At 63.4% G+C, this 13,044-nt stretch carries 11 protein-coding genes; 1 reads left to right on the top strand and 10 read right to left on the bottom strand.

Features of this window, described 5'->3' with window-relative positions; all coding sequences use genetic code 11:
* Positions 1–18: 18 nt before the first annotated feature.
* From C6W92_RS07020 to eutB, 10 genes are all read right to left on the bottom strand, one after another.
* Complete coding sequence (locus tag C6W92_RS07020) at positions 19–1,236, bottom strand: ABC transporter permease subunit (RefSeq protein WP_129432293.1); 1,218 nt, start codon at positions 1,234–1,236, stop codon at positions 19–21.
* A 3-nt stretch (positions 1,237–1,239) separates the two neighbouring features.
* The gene (locus tag C6W92_RS07015; RefSeq protein WP_129432292.1) at positions 1,240–2,970 is read right to left on the bottom strand and encodes an ABC transporter permease; all 1,731 of its coding nucleotides are present in this window, start codon (positions 2,968–2,970) and stop codon (positions 1,240–1,242) included.
* Positions 2,971–3,062: 92 nt separating this feature from the next.
* Entirely contained in the window at positions 3,063–4,178 is a 1,116-nt protein-coding gene (locus C6W92_RS07010) for an extracellular solute-binding protein (protein WP_129432291.1), read from the bottom strand.
* Between the two features lie 112 nt (positions 4,179–4,290).
* Positions 4,291–5,394 carry an ABC transporter ATP-binding protein gene (locus C6W92_RS07005; RefSeq protein ID WP_129432290.1) on the bottom strand — a complete coding sequence of 368 codons (1,104 nt, stop codon included), beginning with the start codon at positions 5,392–5,394 and terminating at the stop codon, positions 4,291–4,293.
* A 231-nt stretch (positions 5,395–5,625) separates the two neighbouring features.
* Complete coding sequence (locus C6W92_RS07000; RefSeq protein WP_129432289.1) at positions 5,626–6,996, bottom strand: aspartate aminotransferase family protein; 1,371 nt, start codon at positions 6,994–6,996, stop codon at positions 5,626–5,628.
* Between the two features lie 66 nt (positions 6,997–7,062).
* Positions 7,063–8,538, bottom strand: coding sequence for an NAD-dependent succinate-semialdehyde dehydrogenase (locus C6W92_RS06995; protein WP_104020387.1), 1,476 nt, complete (start codon positions 8,536–8,538; stop codon positions 7,063–7,065).
* Positions 8,539–8,646: 108 nt separating this feature from the next.
* Positions 8,647–9,120, bottom strand: a complete 474-nt coding sequence (locus tag C6W92_RS06990) for an Lrp/AsnC family transcriptional regulator (protein ID WP_129432288.1) — start codon at positions 9,118–9,120, stop codon at positions 8,647–8,649.
* The gene (locus tag C6W92_RS06985) at positions 9,117–10,106 is read right to left on the bottom strand and encodes a cyclodeaminase (RefSeq protein ID WP_129432287.1); all 990 of its coding nucleotides are present in this window, start codon (positions 10,104–10,106) and stop codon (positions 9,117–9,119) included. The genes C6W92_RS06990 and C6W92_RS06985 overlap by 4 nt, the downstream gene beginning before the upstream one ends.
* A 3-nt stretch (positions 10,107–10,109) precedes the next feature.
* On the bottom strand, positions 10,110–10,679 hold the full coding sequence (locus tag C6W92_RS06980; RefSeq protein WP_129432286.1) for an NAD(P)H-dependent oxidoreductase: 570 nt from the start codon (positions 10,677–10,679) through the stop codon (positions 10,110–10,112).
* Positions 10,676–11,683 carry a hydroxyectoine utilization dehydratase EutB gene (gene eutB / locus C6W92_RS06975; protein ID WP_129432285.1) on the bottom strand — a complete coding sequence of 336 codons (1,008 nt, stop codon included), beginning with the start codon at positions 11,681–11,683 and terminating at the stop codon, positions 10,676–10,678. Before eutB ends, C6W92_RS06980 begins: the two co-directional genes overlap by 4 nt.
* 175 nt (positions 11,684–11,858) lie before the next feature.
* Between eutB and C6W92_RS06970 the strand changes: the two genes are divergently transcribed.
* Complete coding sequence (locus tag C6W92_RS06970; RefSeq protein WP_129432284.1) at positions 11,859–13,043, top strand: M24 family metallopeptidase; 1,185 nt, start codon at positions 11,859–11,861, stop codon at positions 13,041–13,043.
* Position 13,044 lies beyond the last annotated feature (1 nt).

Genomic DNA, 13,044 nt, shown 5'->3' with positions numbered 1-13,044 from the left:
GCCAAGCAGGACGTCGCGTTAGCCCGGGCTCAGGCCTCGCAGCCGCTCTGACCGGCGCCGGAGCAACTCGACCGTGGTCAGCAGGCAGATGGAAACGGTAACGAGGATCGTTGCCGCCGCCAGGATCGTCGGGCTGATCTGCTCGCGCAAGCCGGTGAACATCTGCCACGGTAGCGTCTGTTGCTGCGCCGAGCCGACGAAGAGCACCACCACCACCTCGTCGAACGAGGTGATGAAGGCAAAAAGCCCCCCCGAGATCACCCCTGGCAGGATGAGCGGCATCTGCACGCGAAAGAAGGTGGTCACCGGGTCTGCGCCCATGTTGGCCGCGGCGCGGGTCAGCGACTTGTCGAAGCCCACCAGCGTGGCGGTCACGGTGATGATCACGAAGGGCACCCCCAGCGCGGCATGGGCGAGGATCACCTTGAGGTAGCCTACGAAGGAGCGGTTCAGCCCGAGAGCGGCCTCCAGCCAGTTGCCCAGCGGCGCGTAGAAGAAAAACATCCCGGTGGCCGAGATGATCAGTGGCACGATCATCGGCGAGATCAGGATCGCCATGATCGCCTGCCGCCCGGGCACGTGTGACTGACTGAGGCCGATGGCCGCCAACGTGCCGAGGCTAACCGATATGAAAGTGGCAAAGGGCGCGATGATCAGCGAGTTTTTCAGCGGCACCATCCATTCCTCGGTGCCGAGGAAATCGCGGTAATGCTTGAGCGAATAACCCTCTGCCTGGAAGTTCAGCATTTCCGGCGTGAAGGTGAAGAAATTCTCGGCGTTGAAGCTCAGCCACATAACCGGGAACAGCGGTGCGATCAGAAAGAAAAAGACCAGTCCACAGATAAACAGGAAGGAATTGTGCCAAAGCGTCTGCCCGGCGGTGTAGTAGATCGGCACGCGGGAGCGATACGCGCCGCCGTCCAGCCAGTAGGCGGCCCAGCTCAGGACCGCCCCGATCAGCAATCCCGCTACCAGTGCGCCAGGCCCCACCAGAAAGAGGCCGATCAGCCCGAAGACGGCGATCAGCCCGAGGCGGACGTTGCGGCGGCTGCGCGGCAAATTATGCGCCAGCAGTGCTACCCCGGCCCCGATCACCGCTCCGATCAGGAACCCGATTAGCGGCTGGGCAAAGACGTTGCCCACGACGAAGCCGAAACAGCCGGCGAAAATCGCCATCAGTGGCAGGGTGAAGCCGTTGAGCGGCGGGCGCGGGATATCGACGATTAGGTTGGACATGCCTCAGCCTCCGAGTTTCACGTTGTCGATGCCCACGATCCGATCGTAGCACCAGTAGAGCGCCAGCACCACGATCAGCAGGATGCTGCCCAGCGCTGCGGCGAGCCCCCAGTTGAGCGACGAGGAAATGTGATAGGCGATCCGGTTGGAGATGAAGACACCGCTGGTGCCGCCCACGATCTCGGGCGTGATGTAGTAGCCGATGGACAGGATGAAGACGAGGATGCTGCCCGCGCCGATCCCCGGGACGGATTGCGGGAAATAGACCCGCCAGAAGGCCGTCCAGTTGGTGGCGCCCAGTGATTTTGCCGCGCGCAGGTAGCTGGGCGGGACGGTCTTCATCACCGAGTAGAGCGGCAGGATCATGAATGGCAAGAGGATATGCGTCATCGCGATTACGGTGCCGGTGGCGTTGTTCATCAGGATCAGGCGGTTCGCGTCATCGACGAAACCGAGCCAGACGAGGATCTCGTTTATGACCCCCTGTTGCTGCAACAAAACCTTCCATGCCGAGGTGCGTACCAGGAGCGAGGTCCAGAACGGCAGCAGCACGAGGATCATGAGCACGTTGGCCGTGCGCAGCGGCAGGTTGGCCAAGAGCCACGCCACGGGATAGCCCAGCAGGATGCAGGAGCCGGTGATGATCAGCGACATGATCAGCGTTCGCTGGAACAGCGTGAGGTAGATTTGCTGCGTCTCGGGGCGCGCCTTGATCCCGTCCACGGTCTTGGTCAGATCCACCGAATTCAGGAAATAGCCGGCAGTGATGGGCGGGCTGTAGAGCGAGATGGTGCGCCACGCCTCCAGGCTGCCCCAATCCTTGTCGGAAGCCACGAACATCTCGCGAAAGCTGTCTTGCGGAAGCTGGTCGCGATTCTCCGCCGCGGCCTTGAGAGTGGTGGACCAAGGGCCGGAATAGGCCTCGATCGCAGCCACCGTGTCGGGGCTCCGCAAGTCCTGGCCCAGGGCGGCATAGACGGCCTCCCAGGGCTCTTCCTCGGCTACCACGTCCTCTTCCTCGATGGCCGTCCAGATCGCGAAATCGGTGTAGGCCTTTGTGGTCCACGGCAGCATCTCGGCCATTTCTGTCGAGGGGGTGAAGCCGACATCGCCCCGCATCTCCTCGCCAGTCAACTCCTCGTAGAGGTTGCGGCGCTCTTTCAGCAGAGCCTCGCCGCCCGCGCCCGAGAGCAGCTCGTGCCAGAAGGCGGCGGTCTCAAAGGCGGGGTCGATTTCCTCGAACACGTCCTGAAATTCCTCGCCCATATCGTCGAGGTCGCGACCGGTGCCGCGGAACATCGACGACAAGCCCGGCTGTTCATAGTTGAGTCGGCTGCCGAGCTTGGTGTGTTCCTTGGCCTCAGAGGCCTTGAAGAGGTCGAAATACAGCGGGACGAAAACCTCATCGCCCGGCGGCTCGGTGCCCTGCTCATCCCAGGCCTGCAGAGCCTGCACCGTCTCCGGCATGGTGTTCTGCACGATATCGTTCTCGACCGAACGAAAGAGCATCGACAGGATCGGCACAATAAAGGTGACGACGACAAAAATAAGCAGCGGCGCGATCAGCAACAGCGCGCGCATCTTCTCCCGGCGAAGCGTGCGCCTGAGCGTTTGCTTCAGAGGGCGGCCGTCGGCGGCCATGACCGGGCCGTTCTCTGTCTTCGCGGTCCGCGTGCCATTTTCGCCCGGCACCGGCTCGCCTGCGCCTGTCGTGGCGTCTGTCACATTGCTCATGTCGTCCCCGTCGGTTTCTTTTGATTCTTCAATGGGTCAAACCAATGAAAGGACGGAAGGGGCCGCGAAGGCCCCTTCCGAAAGACTTGCCCTTACTGGGCCAGCCACGCCTGAAACTTGGCGTCGATGTCGTCGCGGTAATCCGCCCAGAACTCGTAGTTGTAGAGGAACGTGTTCTTGGCATTGTTCGGATCGGTCGGCATGTGGGGTGCCATGTCGATGCCGAGCTCGGCATGCTTGCCAACCATCGGTGCCGAGGATGCACGCGCCGGGCCGTAGCTGATATAGGCTGCCTGGTCCGCCAGACGCTGCGTGTCGGTGGCGAAATGCAGGAAGTCCATCACGCGAGCGAGGCGATCCTCCGGCAGGCCGGCGGGAACGATCCAGCCGTCGAGGTCGAACACCTGCGCATCCCACATCATCGCGATCGGCTGATCCTGCTCCACGATCGCCGAGAACAGGCGACCGTTGTAGGTCGATCCCATGAAGACCTCGCCATCGGCCAGAAGCTGCGGCGTGTCGGCGCCGGCCGACCACCAGATCACGTCGTCCTTGATCTCGTCCAGCTTATCGAGCGCGCGCTGCTGCCCATCGTCGGTGGCGAGCACGTCATAGACCTCGTCCTTGGCCACGCCGTCGCAGAGCAGGGCCCATTCCATGTTGTTGATCGGGCGCTTCTCGAGGCTGCGCTTGCCGGGATAGGTCTCGGTATCCCAGACGTCGCAGATATCGTTCGGTGCCTCGACACCTTCGGGCACCATGTCGGTGCGATAGCCGAAGGTGGTGGAATAGACGATCTGCGGGATGAAGCAGTCACTGACGATCAGGTCGCCGAAATCGTCGCTGGCCTCGGTGCCGTCGGGCGCGTCGGCGAGAACCTCGTCGTGGTCGATCTCCATCGCAAGGCCCTCGTCGCACAGGCGCATCGCGTCGGCCGCCACGACGTCCACGAGATCCCAGGTGATGTTGCCGGCCTCGTTCATGGCCCGCAGCTTGGCCACTGCCTCGTTGGAACTTTCATCCCAGACGATCGACACCTCGGGGTGCATCTCCTTGTAGGGCTCGGCATAGGCGTTCTGCTGGCTGGCCTGATAGGCGCCACCCCAGGAGACGAACGTCATGTCGTTGGCCATTTCCTGTGCGTGGGCGGCAACCCCTGCCGCGACGGTTAGCGCGGTCGAGGTCAGAAGCGTCGTTGTGAGTTTCATGTTATACTCCCAAGTAAGTCCCGTTTCACTTGTCGGGCTCCGTGCTACGGGTTGAACAGCGGAACCTCTGGGGTCACGCGCCCGCCTCTGACGAGCGCGAACACGTCACGACCTAGACGGCGTCCAGCGCGCGGCAATCCTCGGGCTGCCAGCCGATATTGACCTTGGTGCCCGGCTTGAGCCGTGTCTGGTCCGCCGAGTTCCGTGTCTTGATGATGAAATCATCGCGCCCGGCCACGCGCAGGCGGGTGCGGAACACGTCGCCCATGTAGATGAATTCCAGAACCTCGGCATCAAGCGTGTGGGCATCGGCATTGAGCCGGTCCATGTTGGTCTCCACCCGCTCGGGGCGGATCGAGACGAGCGTGCGGTCACCCGGTTTCTCGACATTGACTGCCTTGCAGTCGATCAGCCCGCCACCGTCCACCTCGACCAGCGCGAAGCCGTCCTTGATCTCCTTGACCGTGCCGCCCAGCGTGTTGTTCTCGCCAATGAACTGCGCCACGAAGCTGTTCTGCGGGCTCTCGTAGAGCTCGTCGGGTGCAGCCAACTGCTGGATACGGCCATCGTCGAACACGGCTACCCGGTCCGACATGGTCAGCGCCTCGGTCTGGTCGTGGGTCACGTAGACCACCGTAATGCCCAGCTCATGCGCCAGGTTGGTGATCTCGAACTGCATGTGCTCGCGCAGCTGCTTGTCGAGCGCGCCCAGCGGCTCGTCCATCAGTACCAGCTCTGGCTCGAACACCAACGCGCGCGCCAGCGCGATTCGCTGCTGCTGTCCGCCGGAAAGCTGCGCGGGACGCCGCCCGCCGAAATCGCCCATTTGCACCATGTCCAGCGCACGCCTGACCTTTTGCTCGCGGTCGGACTTGCCGATCTTGCGCACCTCCAGCGGAAAGGCCAGATTCTCGGCCACCGTCATGTGCGGAAACAGCGCGTAGTTCTGGAACACCATGCCGATTCCGCGCTTGTGTGGCGGAATGTTGTTGATCGGCTTTCCGTCCAGCCGGATCTCGCCGTGGGTTGCGGTTTCGAACCCTGCCAGCATCATCAGGCAGGTAGTTTTACCCGACCCGGACGGCCCCAGCATGGTCAGGAACTCGCCTTTCGGCATGTTCAGGTTGAGGTCCTTGACGACGAGTTGCTCGCCATCATAGCTCTTTTGCACGCGTTCAAATTCGACGAACGCATCGTTGGTCGCGATCTCGGCCAATTGCGGCTCCCTGTGTTTATTTTGCTGCGGTGTTCCCCGCGTTGGATGCAGTCTAAACCGACAAACGCCTTCTGTTGCAAGCTTGAAGCGGCGCTTTTTTGAGAATTCGCGCTGTGACAGGCCAAACCGACTGCGTACTGAGCGATTCCGGGCGATTGTCCTGCGATCTTTGGAGCGGCCCCGCCCCGGGGCCGCTCCAAATGTCCTGAAGTTCAGGTCTTGTCACGGGACTCAGCCTAGCACCGCCTGCACCGCGCGCAGGGTTTTTGCCACCACCTCGTCGGCCTCTTCGCGCGTCAGGCAGAACGGCGGGGCGAATCCGAGGATGTCCCCCTGCGGCATGGCGCGTCCGATGACATGGTCGGCAGCGAGCGTCGAGGCGACCTGCGGACCGACTTTGTCGGCGGGATCGAAGAAGGTGCGGCTGCTCTTGTCCTTCACGAACTCGACGGCACAAAGCATCCCCTCACCGCGCACCTCGCCCACGTTCGGATGATCACCGAGCGCCTCGGTCATGGTCCTGTTGAGATAGCCACCCACCTCGCGGTTGTTCGCGATCAGGTCGAGCTCATCGAGCAGTTTGAGATTCGCCACCCCCGCCGCCGCGCCGATGGGGTGCGCCGAGTAGGTCCAGCCGTGACCGATCGGGCCGTTCTCGTCGGTGCCCTGCTCCAGCACCTTCCACATCTTCTCGCTGACGATGGAGCCGGAGAGCGGCGCATAGGCCGAGGTCAGTCCCTTGGCGATGGTGATGAGGTCAGGCTTGAGCCCGTAATGCTCCGAGCCGAACATCGTGCCCAGGCGGCCGAAGCCGGTTACGACCTCGTCGGCGATGAGCAGGATGTCATGCTTCTCGAGGATCGGCTGGATCGCCTCCCAGTAACCAGCGGGCGGCGGCACGATACCCCCGGTGCCCAGCACCGGCTCGCCGATAAACGCGGCGATGGTATCGGCCCCCTCGCGGTCGATCAGCGCCTCAAGCTCAGACGCGCAATGGGCGACGAACTGTTCCTCGCTCATGCTCACATCGTCGCGGCGATAGTAATAGGGGGCCTCGGTGTGGATCACTTGGCTCATCGGCAGGTCAAACTTCCGGTGGAACAGGTGCAGGCCCGTAAGCGAGCCGGTCATCAGGCCAGAGCCGTGATATCCGCGCCAGCGCGAGATGATCTTCTTCTTCTCGGGGCGGCCGAGGATGTTATTGTAATACCAGATCAGCTTGATGTTGGTCTCGTTGGCGTCCGACCCCGAGAGGCCGAAATAGACCTTGCTCATGTGATCGGGCGCGCGGTCGAGGATCATCTTGGCCAGCGTGATCGACGCTTCGGTACCGTGGCCCACATAGGCGTGATAATAGGCCAACTCCTTGGCCTGTTCGGCGATCGCATCGGCAATGTCCTGACGCCCGTAGCCCACGTTGACGCAGTAGAGCCCGGCAAATGCGTCAAGCAGGCGATTGCCCTCGCGGTCCTCGATATGGCAGCCGCTGCCGCCGGTGATGATCCGGTTCGGCGCCTCGCCGCGCGCGAATTGCGCGAGATGCGTCGAGGGGTGGAAGAAGTTTTCGCGATCCCATTGATCGAGTTGGTCGTTACGCAGCATCGTTTTTCCTTTCATTGGGGGCGCCCCCCGTCTTCATCTTGCCAAAAATATCCAAAGATCCGTACGTCACGCCCAATCGCGGCAGACGTATTTGATCTCCATGAATTCCTCCATGCCGCGCCTTGCGCCCTCGCGGCCCAGGCCCGATTGCTTGACCCCGCCGAAGGGGATTGGTGCGCCGGTGACCTTGGTGCGATTGACGGCCACCATGCCGAACTGCAGCGCCCGGGTCATCCGGTAGATGCGGCGTGGGTCGTGGCTGTGCAGATAGGCGATGAGGCCAAACTCGGTGGCATTGGCGCGGCGCACGACCTCTTCCTCGGTGTCGAACGGCGTGATCGCGGCCACCGGGCCGAAAGTCTCGTCGCACATGATCGCAGCGGCGTCTGGCACATCCGTCAGCACTGTGGGCTGATAGAAAAGCGGGCCAAGCTCGTCACGCTTGCCACCGCAAGCCAGTTTCGCGCCGTGCTTGAGCGCGTCCGCCACGTGCTCTTCCTGTTTCTGCACCGCTTTCTCGTTCATCAGCGGGCCGATGTCCGGATCGTCCATGCCGCGCCCGATCTTGAGTGTCTGTGTAGCGTCGGTAAAGCGTCGGCAGAACTCGTCATAAATCGCGCGCTCTACATAGATGCGGTTCGCGCCGAGGCAATCCTGCCCGGAGGTGGCGAATTTCGCCTTGATCGATTCCACGACCGAGGTTTCCAGATCGGCGTTCTTGAACACGATCACCGGGGCGTGGCCGCCCAGTTCCATGACCAGTTTCTTCACCGTCCCCGCGCATTGTCGATAAAGCAGCTGCCCGATACTGGTCGAACCGGTGAAGCTGAGTGCGCGCACGCGGGTATCTTCGGTCCAGGGCTCCACCACGGTTGACGCACGGCCCGTGACCACGTTGAACACCCCCGCCGGGATGCCCGCGCGCTCGGCCAGTTCGGCGAGGGCGAGCGCCGAGTAGGGCGTCTCTCCAGAGGGATGCGTCACAACGGTGCAGCCCGCTGCCATTGCCGCCGCGGCCTTGCGCGTCAGCATCGCGGCGGGGAAGTTCCACGGGGTGATCAAGGCCGCAACACCCACCGGCTCCAGCCACAATTCGACCTCTGCATCGGGCAGGTGGCTGGTGACACCCTCGATATTGGGGCGCTTCGATTCCTCTGCGTAATATTCGACGAAGCTCGCAGCGTAGTCGATCTCACCGCGTGCTTCCGAGAGCGGCTTGCCCTGTTCCAGCACCATGATCCGCGCCAGATCCTCGCGGTGCTCGATCATCAGGTCGAACCACCGGCGCAGAATGGTGGAACGGTCCTGTGGCAGCGTCATCGCCCAGTCGTCAAAGGCGCCTTGCGCGGCATCCACCGCCGCGCGCGCCTGATCGGCGCTGAGGCTCGCCACGTCACCGAGTGCTGCGCCATCGGCGGGGTTGCTGACCGTAATCGTCGCGCCGCCTTCGCCAGCTTCCCATTTGCCGTTCACGTAGGCGAAGTTGCGGATAAGTCGCGTGTCGGTGATCCCGTTACGGGTCCAGATCGCTGAATCGGACATTTGGCCCTCCTTTCGTGCAGAAAGATATGCTTTTTGCGCAGAGGGTGGGGCTGATATTGCCGTGGCTTTCAGATTATTCTTCTGAAAGAGTTGACGGAAATAGATTTTTCATCCGAAAAACATCTCCAGCGGCGGCAGGCGCGGGGATTTCACCGGCTTGGTGACGATATACGTGAAGTAGCGCGCCAACCCGATCCGGGCCTCCAGCATCTCGTCGATGAGCCGTTGATAGGCGTCGATGTCGCGGGTCACGATCTGCATCAGGTAGTCGAACCCGCCGCCCAAGGCCCAGCAGGCTGTGACTTGCGCATAATGTTGCACGCTGTCCTCGAAGGCGCGGAATGAAGCGGGCGTGTGGTCCGCCAGTTCGACGGCGACGAAGACAGTGACATGCGGCCCAAGCTTCTTCAGGCTGATCCGCGCGTGATAACCCTCGATCAGCCCGGCCTGTTCCAGCCGCCGAAGCCGTTCCCAGCAGGGGCTCGCCGACAGGCCGACGCGGGTAGCGAGTTCAGCCTTGGTGATTCGGCCCTCGTCGGCCAGCACCCGCAGGATATCGAGATCGCGCGCGTCGAGCCTCATGCGCGGATCACCGCACCCACGTCGCGGCCCGCGAGCAACGTCATTACATGGGTGGCGATGGCGGTGTCCTGAGCGCCGGTGCCGGTGAGGTCGCAGATCGTTATCTCGTCGGCGTCGCGTCGCCCGCGCGCGCGGCCCCGGATGACGTCGCCGAGTTCCACCGGGTTGTCCTCGGCCCAGAGGCCTGCCTCCAGCGCGGCGCGCAATTCGCCGAGGCTCCGGGCCTGCGGCGCGCGATCGGCCACGTAGAGATCGGCCTGCACCAGCGCCTGCGGGTCGATCTCGTTCTTGCCCGCCTGATCCGACCCCATCGCGGTGATGTGCAACTCGGGATGCAGCCAACCCGCCTTGACCACGGGTTCCTTGGCAGGGGTGGTGGTGATCACGAGCTGGCTTGCCCGCACAAGATCTGCGGGGTTATCGATCACGCGGACATCGCATTCGAGGTCCGACAGATCGTCGGCGCAGGCGCGGGCCTTGTCTGCGTCGCGGCCCCAGATCAGTAGCCGGTCAAAGGGCCGCACCAGGTGCGCCGCCCGCGCCTGAAGCCGCGCCTGAACGCCAGAGCCGATCACGCCTGCCGTATGCACCAGATCGGGGGCGAGGTATTGCGCGGCCACGGCGCCGGCAGCAGCCGTGCGCAGATCGGTCAGGTAGCCATTGTCGAGGAACACCGCCTCGACCAGCCCGGTCTTGGCCGAAAACAGGATCATCAGGCCATTCAGGCTCGGCAGGCCCAGCCTGGGGTTGTCGAAGAAACCGGGGCTGACCTTGATCGCGAACCCGTCAAAGCCGGGGATATAGGCGGTTTTCACGTCCACCTCGCCATGCGCCTCGGCCAGTTCCATCGACATGACCGGCGGCATCACCACCCCGCCATCCGAGAGCGCACCAAAGGCTTGCTCGATCACGGCCACGGTTTCGCGGTCGAGCCCTACCGCCGCGCGCAATTCCGCCTCGGTCACAATCCGGATATCATGTGCCATCGGTTAACCTCCCTGTGCACGGGCCAGCCCTGCGGCCAGCGTGTCCGCGCGTTCCAGCGCAGCCTTGTCGTTCAGCACATCCCCCGGCGCCCGTACCCCGCAGGACCGGATCAATTCGCGCCGGGCAAAGCCCAGCTTGTCCAGCGCCGGGCCATAATGGCCCAGTAGGTCATCATACCGCTCTGGCCCTTCGCCTTGCACCTGCACAAGAACCAGCGTCTTGCCCCGGTCCAGAATCGAAGGCTCCGGATTGGTCACATAATCCGGCTTGAAGAAACCGAAGAACCGGTCGAACGCCTGTTTCAGCAGTCCCGTCATGTTGCAGAAATAGATCGGCGTGGCCATCACCACCACATCGGCTTCCTTCACATCGGCCAAAACCGGGGCCAGATCGTCATCCGGACCATAGGGATCTGAATCCGTCTCTGAATACCCTCGAAACCGCAAATCCCGCAGCGCGTGGCAACGGCTGGCGGCACCGTGGGATTCCGCCGTCTCGCACAACCGCCCGGCCAGCAGGTCGCTGTTGCCTCCGGGCCGGGGGCTTCCCAACAGGCAGGCGATACGGGTCATGCGCGCCCCCGATAGGGCTGGCCCTTCACAGTCACATCGCCCAGTTTCACGTCCTGGCCCGTCACGATTCTGGTGAACATCTCCATGTCAAGGTTGCGGCCCGTGACGATGGTGGCGGTCGGGCCGGTGACCTTCACCTTACCTGACAGCACCGCCGCCAGCCCCACCACGCAGGCGCCCTCGGCCACGATCCGGTCCTCGTAATAGAGTACCTGCATTGCGTGGTAAATTTCCTCTTCCGAAACGAGGACCACTTCGTCCAGGAAATCACGGCACATCGGGAAACTGAGCCGGTTCTGCATCCCGATCCCACCGCCGAGGCTGTCGGCGAGGCTCGGCACCTCCTCGATCTCGACGGGATGGCCCGCGCGGATGCTCTCATACATCGCGGCACCGCGGTCCATGCTGATCCCCACCACGCGGATCGACGGCTTGATCGCCTTGGCGGCCATCGCCACGCCTGCCGCCAGCCCGCCCCCCGACAAGGGCACCAGGAGCACCTCGGTATCGGGCCGCGCTGCCATGATCTCGAGCCCGATGGTGCCCTGCCCGGCGATTACCCTTGGATCGTCGAAGGGCGAGATTTCCGTGAGCCCCTCCTCGGCCACGAGACGCTGTGCCTCTGCCTGCGCGTCGTCCTGGCTGCGGCCCGCGATTCGCACCTCGGCCCCAAGCGCGCGGATGCCGTCCACCTTGGCCTGCGGCACCAGTTCCGACATGCAGATCACCGCGCGGATGCCCCGCGCGCGCGCCGCATAGGCCACGCCGCGCCCATGATTGCCCGTGGAGCAGCAGGTGACGCCCGACGCCTCCTTCACCCCTGCCACGGCATTCAAGGCCCCGCGCAGCTTGAATGCGCCGATGGGCTGCATGTTCTCCAGCTTGAGCAGGAATTCCTGCCCGGCGACATCGGTCATGTGGGGTGAGGGCACCAGCGGCGTGGCATCGGCAATCCCGGCGATCACCTGAGCGGCGGCGTACACATCGGCCAGAACGGGGCGCATCGCTGTCTCCTTGTCTGCAAGTCTGCGCAATCTGCGCGCCGCTCCGGCTTGCGTCAACTCCGCGTCACACGGTGGTCAGAAAACGACATCGGGTGGCGTGTTTCTTGGGGCAGCCGCCGGAAAAATCCCCCAAGGCGGACGAAGTTACCCCAGTTTACAGATGACGGACCACCACATGATCGAGAAAGACCTCCCCTTTTCGCCGCAGGAATACCAGCGCCGCCTCGAGAAAACCCGGAGCGCGATGGCCGCGCGCGATCTCGACGCGATTTTCGTTACCGACCCGTCGAACCAGCATTGGTTGACGGGTTATGATGGCTGGTCTTTCTATGTGCACCAGGGGGTGATCGTGTTGCCCGACGCCGATCCCATCTGGTGGGGCCGCAACCAGGATGCCAATGGCGGCGTGCGCACGGTCTGGATGACCGACGACCGGGTGATCGGCTATCCCGACAACTACGTCCAATCCACCGAGCGTCACCCGATGCAGGACCTGGCCGAGCGCCTCACCGGCATGGGGCTCGCGGATAAGCGCATCGGCGTGGAGATGGACAATTACTATTTCTCGGCCAAGGCGATGCAGGTGCTGCGCGAGGAACTGCCCGAGGCCACCTTCCTCGACGTTACCGCGTTGGTGAACTGGCAGCGAGGGGTGAAATCCGAGGAGGAACTGGCCTTTATCCGAAAGGCCGCCGCGATTTCCGAGAAGATCACCGATGGGCTTATTGAACGGGTCGAGCCGGGCATTCCGAAGAACGAGATCGTGGCCGAAATTTTCCGCGACGCGATCCGGGGTGTCGAGGGCGCGTGGGGCGACTATCCGTCCATCGTGCCGCTCCTGCCCTCGGGCTCGGATGCCGCCGCCCCGCACCTGACGTGGAACGGGCGCGAATTCGCCACTGGCGAGGCGACGTTTTTCGAGATTTCCGGCTGTTATCGGCGCTACCACGCGCCGCTCTGCCGGACGCTGTTTCTCGGCAAGCCGCCGCAATTCCTGCTCGATGCCGAGCGCGCGCTCGTGGAGGGGCTGGAGGCGGGGCTCGAGGCCGCGACGGCGGGCAGTCGCGCCTGCGACGTGGCCAATGCGCTCGCCGCACCGCTAGAGCGTGCCGGAATCGAGCGCGGTGCGCGCTGCGGCTATCCCATCGGGCTCAGCTATCCGCCCGACTGGGGCGAACGCACCATAAGCCTACGTGCCGAGGACGAGACCGTGCTGGAGCCAGGCATGACCTTCCATTTCATGCCCGGTCTCTGGATGTCCGACTGGGGACTGGAGATCACCGAGTCGATCCTCATCAAGGAGACCGGCCCGGCCGAGACCTTCTGCAACCGGCCGCGCAAGATGTTCGTGAAGGACTGAA

Source organism: Roseovarius sp. A46, from assembly GCF_004126395.1.
Taxonomy (GTDB): Bacteria; Pseudomonadota; Alphaproteobacteria; order Rhodobacterales; family Rhodobacteraceae; genus Roseovarius; species Roseovarius nitratireducens.
Note: the sequence above shows the minus strand (reverse complement) of the source record. Positions and strands in the feature narration are given on the sequence as shown.